This window comes from Microbacterium sp. UBA3486 (assembly GCF_002377845.1).
Taxonomy (GTDB): Bacteria; Actinomycetota; Actinomycetes; order Actinomycetales; family Microbacteriaceae; genus Microbacterium; species Microbacterium maritypicum_A.
This window is the reverse complement of record NZ_DFQP01000107.1, coordinates 27,086-45,632: the sequence shown is the minus strand read 5'-3', so window position 1 is coordinate 45,632 and position 18,547 is coordinate 27,086. Positions and strand designations below refer to the sequence as shown.

Sequence of the window (18,547 nt, the reverse complement as noted above, 5' to 3'; positions counted from 1 at the left end):
TCATGCGCGACAACGTCATTCTCTGGTGGATCCTGACGGCGTTCTTCGCTCTCGTCGGAGTCGTCTACACCGGTTGGCACATCCTGGCCACACCGAACGACAACTTCGCGATGCGAATCGAGTGGGTCGGTACGGTCGCCCTGTTCTTCGCCGCCTTCATGGCAGCGATGATCGCGTTCTATCTCGATCGCACTCACAAGGCGCAGCGTGGTGAGCTGCCCGAAGACATCCTGACCTCCGACATCGACGACGGTGACCCGGAGCTCGGCGAGTTCAGCCCGTGGTCCTGGTGGCCCATCGTCCTCGCTGCCTCGGCGGGAGTCTTCGTGGTGGGGCTCGCGGTCGGGCACTTCCTCCTGCCGATCGGCCTCGCGATCTTCGTCGTCGCGATCGTCGGCTGGGTGTACGAGTATTACCGCGGCAACTTCGCCCGCTGACCCAGCTGCACTGAAGAAGGCCCCCGGAGGAATCCGGGGGCCTTCTTCGTGCGCCGGGGCCGTGATCAGGCGTGGGCGCGGATGCGTGCGATGCCGGTCAACGGATCCACGGGGCGGTGGTGGACGCCATCGCTGTCTTCGACCGCGTAACCCTCCCGGACCCAGTACTCGAAACCGCCGATCATCTCGCGTACGGCGTATCCGAGGCGGGCGAACTCGAGCGCGCCCTTGGCGCCGGCGTTGCAGCCGGGGCTCCAGCAGTAGACGACCACGTCCGTACCCTCGGGGATCTCGGTGGCAGCACGTGAGGCGATCTCGCTGTAGTGCATGTGCACGGCACCGGCGATCCGCCCCTGGGCCCACGCCTCGTCGGAGCGGACGTCGACGACGACGATGTTCTCGCCGGCCTTGAGCGCCGCGTGCACATCGCTGGGGTCTGTCTCATAGGTCAACTTGGCTGCGTAGAACTCGGCACGATCGATCATGATTCCAGCCTACGGAGACACGCGAGAACCATCCGGCGGAATCCAGTCGCTCAGCGACGGATTGCGGTCAATGCCGGAGCCGGGGGTATACGCCAGCTAGGGCGGCCGGGCGAGGTCAGCGGCAGAGGTGCCGTCGTCGGTCGTGGCGCGTTCGACGATCGACGTACTGCTACCGATCAGAGCACATCCGTGGATCAGAGCACAGCCGTGAATCAGAGCACAGCCGTCATCTGCGTGCGTGGTCCGTGCTCGAAGAGGCCCAGCGCGGATTCGACCTGGACCAGGTCTCGGAGCAGTGGGGTGTCCGGCTCGCTCACGACGAAGCCGCAGGACGTGTAGAAGGGGGCGTTCCAGGGCACGTCGATGTAGGTCCGAAGGGTGATCTCGGTATGACCCCGGTGGCGCGATTCCGTGAGCGCGGCCGTGACGAGCTCACGACCGATACCCTGGCGTCCGTAAGAGGGAAGCACCGAGAGCTGCTCGAGATGCGCGTGGCCGTCGAGCTCCAGCACGTGCACGAATCCGACAACGACCGGCGTCGTGGTGGTCCCGTCGTGGTGTTCGGCGACGAGGACGAAGCCCGGCATCGACGCGCGTTCCTGCGGGGGCGTCGGGGGAGGCCAGTCGACGGCTCCGAACCGTTCGATGAGGAGGGCATCGGCGGCCACTTCGATCTGTTCCGTTGCCGCGTCATCGTCGGGCGCGGCCGGGCGGACGACGACGTTGATGCTCATTCGGAGACAGCCGCGATCGCTTCGATCTCGACCAGCTGGTCGTCGTAGCCGAGCACCGTCACGCCCAGGAGCGTGCTGGGCACGTCGTGCGCGCCGAAAGCCGCATGGATGACATCCCAGGCCGCGACGAGGTCGGCCTGCGATGAGGAGGCCACGAGTACCCGCGTGCTGATGACGTCGGTGATGGTCGCGCCGGCGATCTCGAGCGCCCCCTGGAGGGTCTCTACGCACTTGGCCGCCTGAGCGGCGTAGTCACCGGGTGCAGCAGTCGTGCCGTCGTCGTTCAGCGGGCACGCGCCGGCGAGGAAGATCAGGCGTGAGCCGGCCGGTGCGGTCGCGGCGTAGGCGTAGGGGACTTCGGCGAGGGCGGTGCCGCGGATCAGCTGGACGACGGACGACATGGATCGATCCTCTCATTAGGGGATTAACGATGAAGGCCCCGTCCGCAGGGACGAGGCCTTCATCAGTGGGGGAGTGGCGACTACTCGCCATCCTCCGACTTCTTGCGAGGCTTCTTCACCGGCTCGGTCGCGATGACCGTGCTCGGCGTGTTCGGCGTCTCGTCGACGTGGGTCTCATCGACCGTGAGCGGGGCGTCAGGGAATCCTGCGCGCTCGTGGGCGCCCTGGATCTCTGCAGCCTCGGTCTCGTCGTTGTGAGCCGTGACGTGGTGCTGGTGAGCATCCGCCGCCTCGACCTCGGCCTGCGTGAGCGGGGCGAGACGGTCCTCGAAGAACCAACGGGAGATCGAGGAACGGAGGTTCTCGGTCCACGGGATGCGGCCCTTGTCATTGGGGCGCACCACGAGGGGCTCGTAAGTGTCGACGTCGATCAGCTTCCAGCGGTCGTACTTGTCGACCGGCTGGTGCACCTCGATGAACTCGCCACCGGGGAGGCGGACGATGCGGCCGGACTCGAAACCGTGCAGCACGATCTCGCGGTCCTTCTTCTGCAGCGCGATGCAGATGCGCTTCGTGACGAAGTAACCCAGGATCGGCCCGAGGAAGAGCAGGGCCTGCAGCGTGTGGATCACGCCCTCCATCGTGAGCATGAAGTGCGTCGCGATGAGGTCGGACGATGCCGCAGCCCAGAGGACGGCGTAGAAGATGACGCCGGCCACACCGATCGCCGTGCGCGTCGCGGCGTTGCGCGGGCGCTGTGCGATGTGGTGCTCGCGCTTGTCTCCGGTGACCCACGCCTCGATGAAGGGGTAGATCGCCACCGCCACGATGAACAGGCCGAGGACCAGAACCGGGGCGATGATGCCGAACGACCAGGTGTGGTCGAGGAAGACGATGTCCCAGTTCGACGGTGCCAGACGCAGGGCGCCGTCGGCGAAGCCGATGTACCAGTCGGGCTGGGTGCCGGCAGAGACAGGGGACGGGTCGTACGGACCGTAGTTCCAGATCGGGTTGATCTGGAAGAACGTCGCGATCAACACGATGGTGCCGAAGACGATGAACAGGTATCCGCCCATCTTGGACATGTACACCGGCATCATCGGGTAGCCCACGACGTTGTCGTTCGTGCGGCCCGGGCCGGCGAACTGCGTGTGCTTGTTGATGATCATGAGCATCAGGTGCACCACGATCAGCGCGATGACGAGCATCGGCAGCAGCAGGATGTGCAGCGTGTACAGGCGTCCGACGATGTCGGTACCCGGGAACTCGCCACCGAAGAGGAGGAACGAGGTCCAGGTGCCGATCAGGGGGAGACCCTTGATCATGCCGTCGATGATGCGGAGGCCGTTGCCCGAGAGCAGGTCGTCGGGAAGCGAGTATCCGGTGAAGCCCTCGGCCATCGCGAGGATGAAGAGGATGAAGCCGATCACCCAGTTGAGCTCACGCGGCTTGCGGAAGGCACCGGTGAAGAACACGCGGAGCATGTGCACGCCGATGCCGGCGATGAACACGAGGGCGGCCCAGTGGTGGATCTGCCGGACCAGGAGTCCACCGCGCAGATCGAAGGAGATGTGCAGCGACGACTCGAGCGCCGCGGACATCTCGATACCCCGCATCGGAGCGTAGGCGCCGGTGTAGTGGGTCTCGACCATGGACGCCTGGAAGAAGAACGTCAGGAAGGTTCCGGAGAGGAACACCACGACGAAGCTCCAGAGCGCGATCTCGCCGAGCATGAACGACCAGTGGTCGGGGAAGATCTTGCGTCCGAGCTCCTTGACGAAGCCGGAGAGGCTGGTGCGCTCATCGATGTAGTTCGACGCGGCACCGACGAAGCGACCGCCGAGGGGCGCCTTGGTGTCCTTGTCCTCTTTGGACAGCGTTGCGGTGCTCAATGGCGCTCCCAGAAGCTCGGGCCGACGGGTTCCTTGAAGTCGCTGCGTGCGACCAGGTAGCCCTCGTCATCGACGGTGATGGGCAGCTGCGGCAGCGGACGAGCCGCCGGGCCGAAGATGACCTTTGCATGGTCCGTGACGTCGAACTGCGACTGGTGGCACGGGCACAGCAGGTGGTGGGTCTGCTGCTCGTACAGAGCCACAGGGCATCCGACGTGCGTGCAGACCTTGGAGTACGCGACGATGCCGTCGTAGGACCAGTCCTTGCGGTCCTCGGCCTCGATCAGCTGCTCGGGGCGCAGGCGCATCATCAGCACGATGGCCTTGGCCTTCTCTTCGAGGTAGCCGTCGCTGTGGCTGAGGGTGGCGAGTTCCTCCGGGATCACGTGGAACGCCGAACCCAGGGTGACGTCAGCCGCGCGGATCGGGGTGCCGTCGGGATCGCGCACCAGGCGCGCACCCTCTTCCCACATGGTGTGCTTGAGCAGCACGACCGGGTCGCCCGCGGTGGGGTCTTCCGGAGTGGAGTGCGGCGCCAGGCCACGGAACAGCGTCACGCCGGGGATGATCGAGGCGACGATCGCGGCGAAAAGCGAGTTGCGGATCATCGAGCGACGGCCGAAGCCCGACTCTTCATTCGCGTCGGAGAAGGCCTTGATGGCCGCTTCGCGCGTGGAGTCCTTGCCACGGGTGGGGTGGCGGTGCTCGATGAACTCCTTGTCGGACATGAGGGCCTTGGACCAGTGGATGGCACCGATGCCGAGGGCCAGCAGCGCGAGCGCGATGCCGAGACCGATGAAGAGGTTGTTCTGCCGGATGTCGATGAGCGCGCCGCTCTCGATCGGGAACAGCATGTAGGCGGCGACCGCCCAGATGCTGCCGGCGAGCGAGAGATAGAACAGCGTGTAGACAGTGCGGACAGCGGCCTTCTCGGCGCGCGGGTCCTTATCGGTCATCCGCTCGCGGTGCGGCGGAAGCCCGGGGTTCTGCACGGGATCGCTGACTGCGACACCCAGCCCCGGAGAGGGCTGGTAGGCCCTGTCAAGAGCCTGCGAGTCGTCGTCGTGTGCCATGGTGCTCCTCGTACGTTCCTCTTCGATGATTAAGCGTCAGTTGGACTTCGCCGTGATCCACACGGTGACGGCGACGAGCGCGCCGATACCGAAGATCCACACGAACAGGCCTTCGGAGACCGGACCGAGCGAGCCCAGCGAGAAGCCACCGATCTGCACGGACTGCTGCTGGAAGAGCAGCGCCGAGATGATGTCTCGCTTGTCCTCGTCGGACAGGTTCATGTCGCCGAAGACCGGCATGTTCTGGGGGCCGGTGACCATGGCGGCATACATGTGCAGCGCGCTGGTCTCGCTGAGTCCGGGGGCGTACTTGCCCTCGGTGAGCGCTCCACCCGCGGCGGCCACGTTGTGGCACATCGCGCAGTTGACGCGGAACAGCTCGGCGCCGTTGGAGACATCGCCCTTGCCGTCGAGGATGTGGTCCGACGGGAACGTCGGGCCGGGAGCCTCGGACTGGACGAAGGACGAGATCGCGAGGATCTGGTCCTCGGTGAACTGCGGGGCCTTCTGCGGCGCCTGGGGGCCCTGCATCTGCAGAGGCATGCGGCCGGTCGAGAGCTGGAACTCGGTCGCCAGCTCACCCACGCCGTAGAGGCTGGGGCCGTTGGCGGTTCCCTGCAGGTCGAGACCGTGGCAGGTGGCGCAGTTGGCCGTGAACAGCTTCTTGCCGTCCTCGACGGTCAACTGCGAGGTCGCCGCCGACTGGGTGTCGGTCGCGGCGAACGCAGCGGTCGCGCCGGCATACACGGCGCCGGTGATCATGAGGCCTGCGCCGATGAGCGCGGCCGCCGCCAAAGGGCTGCGACGACCGCTGGAACGGCGCTTCTTCTCTCGTGCCATCTCGGGGATCAGCTCCGCTCTTATTTCAGGAAGTAGATAACGAGGAACAGCACGATCCAGACGACGTCGACGAAGTGCCAGTAGTAGGACACCACGATCGAGGAGGTCGCCTCCTTGTGCCGGAAGTTCTTGACGGCGTATGCGCGTCCGATGACGAGCAGGAACGCGACCAGTCCGCCGGTGACGTGCAGGGCGTGGAAGCCCGTCGTCAGGTAGAACGCGGAAGCGTACGAGTCAGCGCTGATGGGCATGCCCTCAGCAACGAGCTGGGCATACTCCCAGACCTGGCCGGAGACGAAGATCGCGCCGAGGGCGAAGGTGAGGAAGAACCACTCGACCATTCCCCATCCGAACAGGCGACGGCGTCCGGCGCCGTTCTTCTGTCCCTTGCCGATCTTGTAGGGCTGCAGGTCCTCTGCCGCGAACACGCCCATCTGGCACGTGAACGAGGAGAGTACGAGGATCGCAGTGTTCACTGCGGCGAACGGGACGTTCAGCAGCTCGGTCCGGGCCGCCCACAGCTCCGGAGAGGTGCTGCGGAGGGTGAAGTAGATCGCGAAGAGTCCCGCGAAGAACATCACCTCACTGCCGAGCCACACAATGGTGCCGACAGCTACCGGGTTGGGCCGCTTAACCGTTCTCGCCGCCGGGGCATACGTCGCTGAGGTCGTCACCCCTCCATTATGGCCGATCCGCGGGCGTGATTCTTGCACCAGCGACCTTCGAGTTGCCGGTCGACGACTTAGGAGACCCTAAGAAAACACTGCGAATACCCGGTGAATCCGCGGGAAACAAGGGGTGGGGGTGGGGTGCACGTGTGTTCGGAAGCATCTGCATGTTTTCTCTGCGCCGATAGGATCGCACACATGGCTGATTCCCTGACCTGGTCCGACGTGCTCACCTCTCTTCTGGAGCGTCGCGATCTCAGCGTGTGGGAGTCGACGTGGGCCATGCGGCAGATCATGCAGGGCAACGTCACGGAGGCCCAGCTGGCAGGATTCCTCGTCGCTCTTCGTGCCAAGGGGGAGACGATCGACGAGATCGTCGGCTTCCGCGACGCGATCCTCGAGGCTGCGGTCCCTCTTCCCGTCTCTCCTGATGTGCTCGACATCGTCGGGACGGGCGGCGACCGCGTCGGCACGGTGAACGTCTCGACCACGGCGGCGATCATCATCGGCGCCACCGGCGTGCCCGTCGTCAAGCACGGCAACCGTGCGGCGAGTTCGGCTTCCGGCTCCTCAGACGTGCTCGGTGCTCTCGGCCTCGAACTGTCACTCGACCCCGCCGCCGTCGCATCCATCCTCGACCGCACCGGGATCACCTTCGCGTGGGCGGGCGCGTTCCACCCCGGCTTCAAGCACGCAGGATCCGTCCGCGCGGAGCTCGGGGTTCCCACCGTCTTCAACATGCTCGGGCCGCTGTGCAACCCTGCGCGCGCCGAAGCCAACGCCGTGGGTGTCGCGCAGATCGAGCGCGTACCGCTGATCACCGGCGTCTTCCGGACCCGCGGCGCGACCGCGCTGGTGTTCCGAGGCGACGACGGACTCGACGAGCTCACCACGACCGGCCACAGCCGCATCTGGGAGGTCACCCGCGGGGACATCCACGAGCACGACCTCGACCCCCGTGACCTCGACATCCCGATCGCCGACCTGGCCGACCTGATCGGCGGATCGCCGCAGCACAACGCGGAGGTGCTGCGACGGACGCTGGCGGGGGAGACCGGGGCGGTGCGCGACATCGTGCTGCTCAATGCGGCGGCGGGCATCGTCGCGTTCGAACTCTCCCAGGACGCCATGCAGGTGCAGCGCCCGATCCTCGAACGACTGCGCGAGGGGTACGACAAGGCATCGGCGGCGGTCGACGACGGCCGTGCCCTGGCCAAGCTCGACCAGTGGATCTCCGTCAGTCGCGAGCTGGCGGCCCCGAAGGAGTGACCGTGGATCCCGTCGACGCCCTGCTGGAGATCGCCTCTCTTCTGGAGCGCGAGCGGGCCTCACGGTACCGAGCGAAGGCTTTTCGTCAGGCTGCGGCGACCCTGCAGGATCTCCCGGACGACGTCCGGGCCGATCCCACCCGCCTGAGAGCGGCGAAGGGCATCGGAGAATCCACCTTCGCGGTGATCCGTCAGGCGCAGGCCGGGCAGGTGCCGGACTACCTCGTCGAGCTGCGTGGCGACGTCGAACCTGAGCGTGTCTCGCTGCTGCACACGAAGCTGCGCGGCGACCTGCACGCTCACACCGACTGGTCCGACGGCACTACTCCCATCTCTGTCATGGCAGCGGCAGCTCGCGCGTTGGGCCATGAGTATCAGGCGATAACGGATCACTCGCCGCGTCTTCGGGTGGCCAGAGGGCTCTCGGCCGAGCGGCTTCGGGAGCAGATGCCCCTGGTGCGTGCGGAGTCCGGTGACGGTTTCACCCTGCTTGCCGGCATCGAGGTCGATATCCTCGAGGACGGCGCTCTCGACCAGGAGGACTCCCTGCTCCGCGAACTGGACGTCGTCGTGGCATCGGTGCATTCGAAGTTGCGGATGGACTCGCGTCCGATGACCGCACGCATGATCGCCGCGGTGTCGCACCCCAGGGTGAACGTGCTCGGGCACTGCACCGGGCGCCTGGTGCAGGGGGAACGAGGGACCCGCGCGCAGTCGGCATTCGACGCGGCGGCGGTCTTCGCCGCATGCGCGGACAACGGAGTGGCGGTCGAGATCAACTCGCGCCCCGAGCGTCAGGATCCGCCGGATGAACTGATCGCGATCGCGCTCGAAGCAGGGTGCCTTTTCTCCATCGACTCGGATGCGCACGCTCCCGGTCAGCTCTCGTTGCTGGATCACGGCGCGGAGCGAGCCGAGCGCGCGCGGATTCCTGCCTCCCGGATCGTGACGACCTGGGGACTCTCCCGGCTTCTCGCCTGGGCGGAATAGGTGCAGCTGCGGTTGCCCGGGGGTCAGCCGGACGCGAGGGCGGCCTTCGACACCGCTGACACCGCGCGCGTCATCGAGCCGCCGAGGTTCCACTTCTCGGCGAGAGCCGTCGCCGCATCGACCTCCGCGGGATCGAGCACCCGCAACGGGATGTCGGGCGCCGTGATGGGAAGCGACGTGGCGACCGCGACCACGGTGGGGGCCACATCGAGGTAGGCGGATGCGGCGAGCACCTTCGCCCGCACCCCGGCGCTCATGCCCTCTCCGGCCTCGGCGGCGGCGCGGATGCCCTCGAGGTCGGCGTGGGTCTGCAGCAGCGTCGCGGCGGTCTTCTCACCAATCCCGGCCACACCGGGAAGGCCGTCTGAGGCGTCGCCGCGCATGGTGGCGAAGTCGGCATACTGCGAGGGGAGCACCCCGTACTTCGCGACCACCGTCGCATCGGTCACGACCTCGAGATTGCTCATGCCGCGCGCGGTGTAGATGACCCGCACATCGCGGGAGTCGTCGACGAGCTGGAACAGATCGCGGTCTCCGGTGACGATGTCGACCGGCATCGTGGCACCGGTCGCGAGCGTGCCGATGACGTCGTCGGCCTCGTGCTCCGCCACTCCGATGATCGGGATCCCGATCGCGGCGAGCGTCTCCCGGATGAGGGGGATCTGCGCTTCGAGGGGGTCGGGGACCTCTTCGACGTCAGGTCCGACCTCGACGACCTCGACGACACGGTGCGCCTTGTAGCTGGGGATCAGATCGACGCGCCATTGCGGGCGCCAGTCGTCATCCCAGCAGGCGATGACATGGGTGGGCTCGTAGAGCGTGACGAGCTTCGCGATGATGTCGAGCAGACCGCGAGCCGCGTTGATCGGAGAGCCGTCGGGCGCCGTCACCTTGTCGGGGACGCCGTAGAAGGCGCGGAAGTAGAGGCTGGCGGTGTCGAGCAGCATGAGGCGATCGGTCACCAGCACAGTCTGGCACGGGCGTGCGACACCGGGCGGTGGTCGCGGGCCGGAGCGTGAGACGATCCGCGCGGTTGCGACACTCACGGGTATGACAGCTTCTCTTCGCACGTTCTCGTCCCTCGTCCTGGGTGGGTTCGCGCTCGCTGCGGCACTGAGCGGATGCGCGATGTCGGCGGGGACCTCCCCTGTCCCGGAATCGACGTCCGCTCCGGACACCTCCGACACGACGTACGCACCGCAGGCGGCATGGCTGGATGCGACGTCGTTCGTCGTGAAGACGTGGGGCGATGCGTGCGCTCCGCAGATCGGGGACATCGTCGCGGGGGACCAATCGCTCGAGCTCGTTCTCGTCGACGGCGCGGATGAGGTGTGCGCGGCAGTGCAGACCGCTCACGGGATGTACGTCGGGCTGCCGGCGGCGTTCGATTCCTCGCGACCTGTCGAGCTGACAGTGACGGATCCTGGGGGAGAGACCACGGAACTGACGCTTCCCGGACTCGTCTCAGGGGAGATCATCCCGGCCGATCGGATGCCCGAGCAGATACCCGCGGCGACATGGATCGACGCGCATGAACTTGCGGTCCTCACCTGGGGATCGTCGACCTGCATGCCTGCATCCGGGGCCGTCGAGGCCGTCAGCGAGAACGAGGCGATCGTTCGGCTCGAGGAGAGTGCGAACGAGGTCTGCACGATGGATCTGGTTCCGCAGATCACGTTCGTGACGGCGGAGGGCATCGACCAGGACGCGAAACTGACGCTCGACGGGTACGTCGATGCGGACGGCGCCCCGGTCGTCGTGACCGTCGCGCGCTAGCCCTTCTTCGATGTCGCTCAGCAGCCTGGGGCCGATGGGCGCTGTTCGCAGGTGAAGGCCACGAGTGCGGTGCGAGCCTCGAAGATGCGTATTTCCCGCGCGGGACCCGCGATCGCGAGTGTGCCGGCGACCGGGAACCAGCCGCCGCCGAGGTCGACCTCCGCGGCGTAGCGGACGCTGACATGCGCCTGGTACGTGCCGCGCTCGCGATAGACGTGGCTCGTCGCGGTCGGGGTGAACGGCGCCTGACCGAGCGCCGACCAGGTCTGTCCGCCGGTGCTCGATGTCGCAGAGGTGCCGTCGCCGTGCACGAACTCATAGTCGACAGGTGTGAACCGCACCGAGAGAGGGGTGCCGAGAAGGGTGCCCGAGCGCGTGTGCGCGGACGCCGCCGCGACGAAGTTCGTCGGCATCCCGGCCACACCGACGTTGTCGGGTTCGCCGACGTTCGCGACCGGATCGGGAGCGAATTGTGCGAGGTCGTCGATCGTGATCGCCGGGGCGGCGGGCTCATCCGTCGCCGGTGGCGGGGGTGACGTCGGTTCCTCGTCGACCGCGGCGCGAAAGCAGCTGCGGGAGCTGTTCCAGTCGTCGAGACACGAATCGAAGTCGAACTCGTGCACCGGGAAAGCCGGAGAGGTCGGGGTGGACGGGGACCCTCCGCCCGGGGCGTTGTTGTGTGGGCTGCCGGAAGAGGGCTGGGTCTGGGTGCCGGAGATTACAACCGTCTTCCCGTCCGTGCCTGTTAGTAGGTCACTTCCGCCATCGCTGCTGCCAGAGCTCGCCGAGGTAAACAAGGAAAGGCCCACGGACACCGCTGCTAAAGCCCGGAGCATGTAGTGCCCTCGACACTCTCGACTTCGTCGACCCGAAGGTGGTCACCATCCCATTTGAAGGTCGTCTCGATCTCGTACATGTCAGGGCGGTCGGAATTGACTACGGAGGTGCCGGTTGCGTCGAGTACCGTGACGCCGCTGACATCGACACAAATGATTGCATCGACGACCTCAAGCGCCTCCCTGGCGGCTTGTCCAACGAAACGGGTCACCACCGCGTCGCCGCTGATCGAATAACCTTCGGCGTGCATCGTCGAGAAGTTCTCTCGGTCAGCTCTTTGGACTCCGCCACTTGAAAAGGCGTACGTGCTGTCAAACGTGTCAGGGTTTGCGGGTTCCACAGCGTTCAATGCGTCCGTGTAGGCCCGGTACGTCGCCTCCGCGGCGGCGAAGGCTTCTTCTTCCGAGGCGAAGGCTGCGGTCGGCGTGGGCGTCGGAGCCGGAGTCGGCGCGCAGCCCGCGAGTGTTATGGCAACGGCGACCGTCGCGAGAGCGCCGAGGCGTCGGGAAGTGGCGAGAGGAGGAGTCGGCGAGATCACCACGTCACGGTAGCCCGGAGCGCGTCGGGCCCGGGGGAGTTATCCACAGGTCGGCGCCCGTCGGAATCCGACGCCTGCAGTATCCGAACTTCTGATAGCCTTAACCGTCACTCGTGGCGTGCATGCGCGTGCCCTCGTGACGAGAAAACCAAAATCCAACTGCTGTGAAGCATGCAGTCGGCCGTGCGCGGTCGTTGCCTCCCAGCCCGAGTCTCCATTCAACAAGGACAACCCACTACATGACTACCGCAACGACCGCCCCGGCCACCAAGCAGGTCGCCATCAACGACATCGGATCTGCTGAGGACTTCCTGGCCGCGGTCGAGAAGACCCTGAAGTTCTTCAACGACGGCGACATCATCGAAGGCACGATCGTCAAGATCGACCGCGATGAGGTCCTCCTCGATGTCGGCTACAAGACCGAGGGTGTCATCCCCTCGCGCGAGCTCTCGATCAAGCACGACGTCGACCCCAACGAGGTCGTCGCTGTCGGCGATCTGGTCGAGGCCCTCGTTCTCCAGAAGGAGGACAAGGAAGGCCGTCTGATCCTCTCCAAGAAGCGCGCACAGTACGAGCGTGCCTGGGGAGACGTCGAGAAGATCAAGGAGAACGACGGCGTCGTCACCGGTACGGTCATCGAGGTCGTCAAGGGTGGACTCATCGTCGACATCGGCCTCCGTGGCTTCCTGCCGGCTTCGCTCATCGAGCTGCGCCGCGTCCGCGACCTCACGCCGTACCTCGGCCAGGAGATCGAGGCCAAGATCCTCGAGCTCGACAAGAACCGCAACAACGTCGTCCTGAGCCGCCGTGCGCTGCTCGAGCAGACGCAGTCGGAGTCGCGCACCACGTTCCTGAACAACCTGCACAAGGGTCAGGTCCGCAAGGGTGTCGTCTCGTCGATCGTCAACTTCGGTGCGTTCGTCGACCTGGGCGGCGTGGACGGCCTCGTGCACGTCTCCGAGCTGTCCTGGAAGCACATCGAGCACGCCTCCGAGGTCGTCGAGGTGGGCCAGGAGGTCACCGTCGAGATCCTCGAGGTCGACCTCGACCGCGAGCGCGTCTCCCTGTCGCTGAAGGCGACGCAGGAGGACCCGTGGCAGGTCTTCGCCCGTACCCACGCGATCGGACAGGTCACGCCGGGTAAGGTCACCAAGCTCGTCCCGTTCGGTGCGTTCGTCCGCGTCGCAGACGGCATCGAGGGCCTCGTCCACATCTCCGAGCTCTCCAGCAAGCACGTCGAGCTGGCTGAGCAGGTCGTGTCGGTCGGCGAAGAGGTCTTCGTCAAGGTCATCGACATCGACCTCGAGCGTCGTCGCATCTCGCTGTCGCTGAAGCAGGCCAACGAGTCGGTCGACCCCAACGGCACCGAGTTCGACCCGGCCCTGTACGGCATGCTCGCCGAGTACGACGAGAACGGCGAGTACAAGTACCCGGAGGGCTTCGACGCCGAGACCGGTGCGTGGAAGGAAGGCTTCGACGCCCAGCGCGAGGCATGGGAGCAGGAGTACGCTGCAGCCCAGGCTCGCTGGGAGGCGCACAAGGCTCAGGTCGTCAAGGCGGCCGAGGCCGAGGCTGCGGCCGGAGACGACTTCGGCGGTCAGACCTTCACCAGCGAGGCTGCCGGCGCCGGCACCCTCGCGGACGACGAGGCTCTCGCCGCTCTGCGCGAGAAGCTCTCGGGCGGCAACGCTTAAGCAGCATTCGGGAACGGGTCGTCACCTCGCCTTCGGGCGGGTGTGGCGGCCCGTTTCGCATATCCACACCACGGAATCCCGCTCGTGACGCAACATTACGACGGCATTCGTGACAACCGATCCGCTCGGCCAGCATGGGCGTATGACCACCCTGCTGCCCGCACCGCGCACCACCGTCGCTCCGACGACGGTGGGTACGGCACAGGCCGTTCGGCTCGAAGGCATCGAACGATCGTTTCCTCTGCCGCACGGCCACCGCGACGTGCTGCGGGGCGTCGACGTCGACATAGCCGCCGGTGAGATCGTGGCCGTCGTCGGGCCCTCCGGCTGCGGCAAGTCGACCCTGCTGCGCCTCGTCGGAGGTCTGGACGCGCCGACACGAGGCGGCATCCGACTCGACGACACGCCCGTCGCCGACGTGGACGAGCGCACGGCCGTGGCGTTCCAGGAGCCGAGGCTGCTCCCGTGGCGCACGATCGCACAGAACGTCGAACTCGGCCTCCCGCGGGGCACCGCACGCCGCCTCGGCCGCGAACGCGTCCGTGAGCTGCTGCAGCTGGTCGGCCTCGATCATGCGGCGGATCAGCGTCCGCGCGAGGTGTCCGGCGGCATGGCCCAGCGCGCATCCCTCGCCAGGGCTCTCGCCCGGAACCCCGGCGTGCTCCTGCTCGACGAGCCTTTCGGAGCGCTCGACGCGCTCACGCGCCTGCGCATGCACGATCTGCTGCTGAAGATCCACTCCGCGGAGCCCACCACGATCCTCCTCGTCACGCACGATGTGGAAGAAGCCCTCTACCTGGCCGACCGTGTCCTCCTGCTGCGCACGCTGGGCGCGATCGACGGCGACGAGTCCTCCATCGCCCGCACGATCACCGTTCCGGGCACCCGCCCCAGAGACCGCGCCGATCGCGGTCTCGCCGACCTGCGCGCCGACCTTCTCGAGGGCCTCGGCGTCGACACCCACCACCGCACCGCCGAGGAGACCCGATGAGCATCACCACCCGCCGAATCGTCCCCGCGATCGCGATCGCCGGGACGATGATGCTCGTCGCGACCGGTTGCGTCGCGGGAGAGAACGCCGCGGCCACCGACACGAAGCCCACCTCCGGGACCACCGAGTGGTCGTCCGACACGCTGTCGATCGACTTCGCGACGTACAACCCGCTGAGCCTCGTGATCCGTGACCAGGGCATCCTCGAAGACATCCTCGGCGATGAGGTCGCCGTCGAGTGGGTGCAGTCCGCCGGCTCCAACAAGGCCAACGAACTGCTGCGCTCCGGCTCGGTCGACGTCGGATCGACCGCGGGATCCGCGGCGCTCCTTGCCCGTGCCAACGGCTCGCCCATCCAGGTCATCGACATCTTCTCGCAGCCGGAGTGGGCGGCCATCGTCGTCGGACCGGACAGCGACATCACGTCGATCGAAGATCTGAAGGGCGCCTCCGTGGCTGCCACCAAGGGCACCGATCCCTACTTCTTCCTGCTGCAGGCGCTCGAAGAGGGCGGCCTGTCGCTCTCGGACGTCGAAGTGCAGAACCTGCAGCACGCCGACGGCCGGGCGGCTCTCGACGGCGGTTCGGTCGACGCGTGGTCGGGTCTCGATCCGATCATGGCCGCGGCCGAGGCAGAGTCGGGCGACAAGCTCGTCTACCGCAACGTCGACTTCAACACGTACGGCTTCCTCAACGCCACCGAGGACTTCATCACGAACCACCCCGACCTCGCCCAGGCGGTCGTCGACGCCTACGAGCAGGCACGCGAGTGGGCGCTGGAGAACCCCGACAAGACTGCGGCGCTCCTGGCCGAGGTCGCCGGCATCGACCTCGGCGTCGCCACCACCGTGATCGAGGAGCGCTCGAACCTCGACGTGAGCGGCGTCCCCGGCGACGACCAGATCGCCGTGCTCGAGAAGATCGCCCCCGTGCTCGTGGAGTCCGGCGACGTGCAGGGCGGCAAGGACTCCGTCGACAAGGCGCTCTCCTCGATCGTGAACGCGACCTTCGCCGAGAAGGCGGTCGACGGCGAGTGAGTGAACTCGACCAGCGCGTGATCGTGCCTGCCGACTCGCGGGACGCGCTCGACTTCGCGAAGGGCGACCTCAGGCGGCCCGATGCCGCTGCCCGGCGCACCTGGGACCGTCCGGTCGTTCGCATCGTCGCCGGCCTCCTCCTCCCGGCGATCATCCTGATCGTCTGGCAGGTCGTCACGACGAACGGGCTCATCCCGCCCTACCGCCTGCCCACGCCCGCCTCGGTCTTCCAGGCCGGTGTCGAGCTCGCGGAGAGCGGCCAGCTCTGGACCCACATCGCCATCTCCGTGCAGCGCGTGCTGCTCGGATTCGCGATCGGCTCCCTGATCGGTCTCGCCGCGGCGGGAGTGGTGGGGCTGTCCCGGCTCGGCGACGTGCTGCTGAGCCCGACGCTCGCCGCCATCCGCGCCGTGCCGTCGCTGGCCTGGGTGCCGCTGCTGATCCTCTGGATGCAGATCGGGGAGGAGTCCAAGGTCACGCTCATCGCGATCGGGGCGTTCTTCCCCGTCTACACCACGGTCGCCTCCGCACTCCGGCATGTCGACCCGCAGCTCGTCGAGGCCGGACGCTCGTTCAGCCTGCACGGATGGTCGTTGTTCCGCATCGTGCAGCTGCCCGCGGTCGTGCCGTCCGTCGTCTCCGGCCTCCGTCTCGCGCTGGCCCAGGCGTGGTTGTTCCTGGTCGCTGCTGAGCTCATCGCTTCGTCCATGGGGCTCGGCTTCCTGCTCACGGATTCTCAGAACAGCGGTCGAGTGGACCGCATCCTCCTCTCGATCGTGCTGTTGGCTCTGCTCGGCACCATCACCAACGGCGTTCTCGTGCTGGTGGAGAAGTACCTGCTCCGTCGGTGGGTGTGAGCATGGCCGAGGTGCGATTGCAGGAGGCTCGTGTCTACGAGCCGTCGGACCACTTCCCACACGCGAACGTGACGGCGGAGGCGTACGCGCGCGCCGCGGCGGACCCCATCGCCTTCTGGGAGGATGCGGCTCGACGGCTCGACTGGGCGGAGCCCTGGCACACACCCCATGAGTGGGAGCCGCCGAGCGGAGATGCGGTGCCTGCGGCGCGCTGGTTCACCGGAGGCACGCTCAACGTGGCCGTCAACTGCGTCGACCGGCACGTGGAGTCCGGCCGAGGCGACAAGATCGCCCTGCACTTCGAGGGGGAGCCGGGCGACCGTGTCGCGGTGACGTACTCCGACCTGCGGCAGCGCGTGTGCCGCGCCGCCAACGCCCTCGTGGCGCTCGGCGTCGAGGCGGGCGACCGTGTCGTGATCTACCTTCCCGTGCTCGTCGAGACGATCGTGATCACGCTGGCCTGCGCGCGGATCGGCGCCGTGCACTCGCTGGTCTTCGGGGGCTTCTCCGCCGAAGCCGTGCGCTTCCGCCTCGAAGACACCGGTGCGAAGCTGCTGGTCACGAGCGACGGGCAGTACCGACGCGGCGCTGCCACCGAGATCAAGTCCACGGCCGATGTCGCCGCCTCCGGTCTTCCCGCCCTCGAGCACGTGCTGGTGCTCCGGCGCACCGGACAGGACGTGCCGTGGACAGGAGGGCGCGATGTCTGGTGGCATGACATCGTCGATACTGCGTCGCCCGTGCACGACGCGCAGCCGTTCGATGCCGAGCATCCGCTCTTCATCATCTACACCTCCGGCACCACCGGGAAGCCGAAGGGCCTCGTTCACACGTCGGGCGGCTATCTCACGCAGGCGAGCTGGGCGCACTGGGCGCACTTCGATGCGAAGCCCGACGACGTGCACTGGTGCACCGCAGACCTCGCCTGGGTCACCGCGCACACCTACGAGATCTACGGACCGCTCTCGAACGGTCTCACCCAGGTCATCTACGAGGGGACCCCGGATTCTCCGCACCGGGAGCGCCATCTCGAGATCATCGAGCGATACGGGGTGACCGTCTACTACACGGCACCCACACTGATCCGCACCTTCATGACCTGGGTCGGCCCCGACCTCCCCGTCGGCCACGACCTCTCGACCCTTCGCCTGCTCGGCACGGTCGGCGAGGCGATCAACCCCGAAGCCTGGGTGTGGTTCCGCCGCAACTTCGGCCGTGACGAGCTTCCGGTGATCGATACGTGGTGGCAGTCCGAGACGGGCGCCGCGATGATCGCGCCGCTGCCCGGGGTCACACGACTCAAGCCGGGCTCGGCGTCGGTGCCCCTGCCGGGGATCGACGTCGCGGTGGTCGACGAGGACGGACGCGAGGTCGAACCCGGCCGCTCCGGAACGCTCGTGGTCCGCCGCCCGTGGCCCGGGATGGCTCGCACGGTGTGGGGTGACCCGAAGCGCTACCGCGACGCCTACTGGTCGGCGTATGCCGGTCACGGCGAGTTCGGTGGCTTCTACGTCGCCGGAGACGGTGCGACGCGAGACGCCGACGGGTACATCTGGATCCTCGGCCGACTCGACGACGTCGTCAACGTCTCCGGACACCGGCTCTCCACCATCGAGATCGAATCGGCTCTCGTCGCGCATGCCACCGTCGGTGAAGCCGGCTCCGCCGGTGTGTCCGACCCGATCACCGGGCAGGCCGTCGTCGCGTTCGTGACGCCGTCGGGCCGCGCAGAAGTGACGCCGGCCGACCTGCGTGCGCAGGTCGCGCAGTCGATCGGCCCTGTCGCCAAGCCGAAGCACATCGTGGTGGTACCGGACCTCCCCAAGACACGCTCGGGCAAGATCATGCGGCGACTCCTGGCGCAGCTGTGGGAGGCCGAGCAGGACCGCCGAGCAGGTCGCGATGCCCAGCCGCTCGGAGACACGACCTCGCTGCAGAACCCCTGGGCCGTCGACGACATCGCCGACGTGCTCGGTAGCGCTGAACTCTCGACACCGCTGAACTCTCGACACCGCTGAACTGAGGACAT

The 18,547-nt window shown here is 67.0% G+C and carries 19 protein-coding genes; 9 read left to right on the top strand and 10 right to left on the bottom strand.

Translation table 11 applies throughout. The annotated features are described in order from the left end of the window. Window positions 1–2: 2 nt before the first annotated feature. Window positions 3–437, top strand: a complete 435-nt coding sequence (locus tag B2869_RS16980; protein ID WP_021201553.1) for a cytochrome c oxidase subunit 4 — start codon at window positions 3–5, stop codon at window positions 435–437. A gap of 65 nt (window positions 438–502) precedes the next feature. Here B2869_RS16980 and B2869_RS16975 read toward each other — a convergent pair whose 3' ends face one another. From B2869_RS16975 to B2869_RS16945, 7 genes are all read right to left on the bottom strand, one after another. Further along, on the bottom strand, window positions 503–922 hold the full coding sequence (locus B2869_RS16975; protein ID WP_029264927.1) for a rhodanese-like domain-containing protein: 420 nt from the start codon (window positions 920–922) through the stop codon (window positions 503–505). Between the two features lie 212 nt (window positions 923–1,134). Further along, complete coding sequence (locus tag B2869_RS16970; protein ID WP_292769134.1) at window positions 1,135–1,656, bottom strand: GNAT family N-acetyltransferase; 522 nt, start codon at window positions 1,654–1,656, stop codon at window positions 1,135–1,137. Continuing rightward, a complete protein-coding gene (locus B2869_RS16965) occupies window positions 1,653–2,057 on the bottom strand; it encodes a RidA family protein (RefSeq protein ID WP_021201550.1) in 405 nt (134 codons plus the stop codon). The genes B2869_RS16970 and B2869_RS16965 overlap by 4 nt, the downstream gene beginning before the upstream one ends. 80 nt (window positions 2,058–2,137) lie before the next feature. Then, a complete protein-coding gene (locus B2869_RS16960) occupies window positions 2,138–3,949 on the bottom strand; it encodes a cytochrome b (protein WP_021201549.1) in 1,812 nt (603 codons plus the stop codon). Next, window positions 3,946–5,022, bottom strand: a complete 1,077-nt coding sequence (locus B2869_RS16955; protein WP_021201548.1) for a ubiquinol-cytochrome c reductase iron-sulfur subunit — start codon at window positions 5,020–5,022, stop codon at window positions 3,946–3,948. Before B2869_RS16955 ends, B2869_RS16960 begins: the two co-directional genes overlap by 4 nt. A gap of 36 nt (window positions 5,023–5,058) precedes the next feature. After that, on the bottom strand, window positions 5,059–5,862 hold the full coding sequence (locus B2869_RS16950) for a c-type cytochrome (protein WP_029258331.1): 804 nt from the start codon (window positions 5,860–5,862) through the stop codon (window positions 5,059–5,061). 20 nt (window positions 5,863–5,882) lie between these two features. Continuing rightward, complete coding sequence (locus B2869_RS16945) at window positions 5,883–6,440, bottom strand: cytochrome c oxidase subunit 3 (protein WP_208323613.1); 558 nt, start codon at window positions 6,438–6,440, stop codon at window positions 5,883–5,885. Window positions 6,441–6,728: 288 nt separating this feature from the next. On the opposite strand from B2869_RS16945, the gene trpD reads away from it, so the two are divergent. Together trpD and B2869_RS16935 are read left to right on the top strand one after the other, a co-directional pair. Next, window positions 6,729–7,799 (top strand): anthranilate phosphoribosyltransferase, encoded by a 1,071-nt coding sequence (gene trpD, locus B2869_RS16940; RefSeq protein WP_029264931.1) that lies wholly within the window; start codon window positions 6,729–6,731, stop codon window positions 7,797–7,799. Window positions 7,800–7,801: 2 nt separating this feature from the next. Beyond that, window positions 7,802–8,788, top strand: coding sequence for a PHP domain-containing protein (locus B2869_RS16935; RefSeq protein ID WP_292769126.1), 987 nt, complete (start codon window positions 7,802–7,804; stop codon window positions 8,786–8,788). Between the two features lie 23 nt (window positions 8,789–8,811). On the opposite strand, the gene B2869_RS16930 is transcribed toward B2869_RS16935, so the two are convergent. Then, complete coding sequence (locus tag B2869_RS16930) at window positions 8,812–9,750, bottom strand: 5'-3' exonuclease (RefSeq protein WP_292769124.1); 939 nt, start codon at window positions 9,748–9,750, stop codon at window positions 8,812–8,814. A gap of 88 nt (window positions 9,751–9,838) precedes the next feature. Here B2869_RS16930 and B2869_RS16925 point away from each other — a divergent pair, with 88 nt between their 5' ends. Beyond that, the gene (locus B2869_RS16925) at window positions 9,839–10,564 is read left to right on the top strand and encodes a hypothetical protein (protein WP_292769120.1); all 726 of its coding nucleotides are present in this window, start codon (window positions 9,839–9,841) and stop codon (window positions 10,562–10,564) included. Window positions 10,565–10,581: 17 nt separating this feature from the next. Here B2869_RS16925 and B2869_RS16920 read toward each other — a convergent pair whose 3' ends face one another. Both B2869_RS16920 and B2869_RS16915 read right to left on the bottom strand, forming a co-directional pair. Then, complete coding sequence (locus B2869_RS16920; protein WP_292769117.1) at window positions 10,582–11,187, bottom strand: hypothetical protein; 606 nt, start codon at window positions 11,185–11,187, stop codon at window positions 10,582–10,584. Between the two features lie 197 nt (window positions 11,188–11,384). Continuing rightward, the gene (locus B2869_RS16915) at window positions 11,385–11,939 is read right to left on the bottom strand and encodes a hypothetical protein (protein WP_292769114.1); all 555 of its coding nucleotides are present in this window, start codon (window positions 11,937–11,939) and stop codon (window positions 11,385–11,387) included. A 239-nt stretch (window positions 11,940–12,178) separates the two neighbouring features. On the opposite strand from B2869_RS16915, the gene rpsA reads away from it, so the two are divergent. The 5 genes from rpsA (at window position 12,179) to acs (ending at window position 18,536) form a co-directional block, all read left to right on the top strand. After that, window positions 12,179–13,633, top strand: coding sequence for a 30S ribosomal protein S1 (rpsA, locus tag B2869_RS16910; RefSeq protein WP_021201539.1), 1,455 nt, complete (start codon window positions 12,179–12,181; stop codon window positions 13,631–13,633). A 142-nt stretch (window positions 13,634–13,775) separates the two neighbouring features. Beyond that, entirely contained in the window at window positions 13,776–14,624 is an 849-nt protein-coding gene (locus B2869_RS16905) for an ABC transporter ATP-binding protein (protein ID WP_292769109.1), read from the top strand. Then, window positions 14,621–15,661: an aliphatic sulfonate ABC transporter substrate-binding protein gene (locus B2869_RS16900; RefSeq protein WP_136025024.1), complete on the top strand. Its 1,041-nt coding sequence runs from the start codon at window positions 14,621–14,623 to the stop codon at window positions 15,659–15,661. The genes B2869_RS16905 and B2869_RS16900 overlap by 4 nt, the downstream gene beginning before the upstream one ends. Beyond that, entirely contained in the window at window positions 15,658–16,518 is an 861-nt protein-coding gene (locus B2869_RS16895) for an ABC transporter permease (protein WP_292769105.1), read from the top strand. The genes B2869_RS16900 and B2869_RS16895 overlap by 4 nt, the downstream gene beginning before the upstream one ends. A 2-nt stretch (window positions 16,519–16,520) precedes the next feature. Continuing rightward, complete coding sequence (acs, locus tag B2869_RS16890) at window positions 16,521–18,536, top strand: acetate--CoA ligase (protein WP_292769102.1); 2,016 nt, start codon at window positions 16,521–16,523, stop codon at window positions 18,534–18,536. Window positions 18,537–18,547 lie beyond the last annotated feature (11 nt).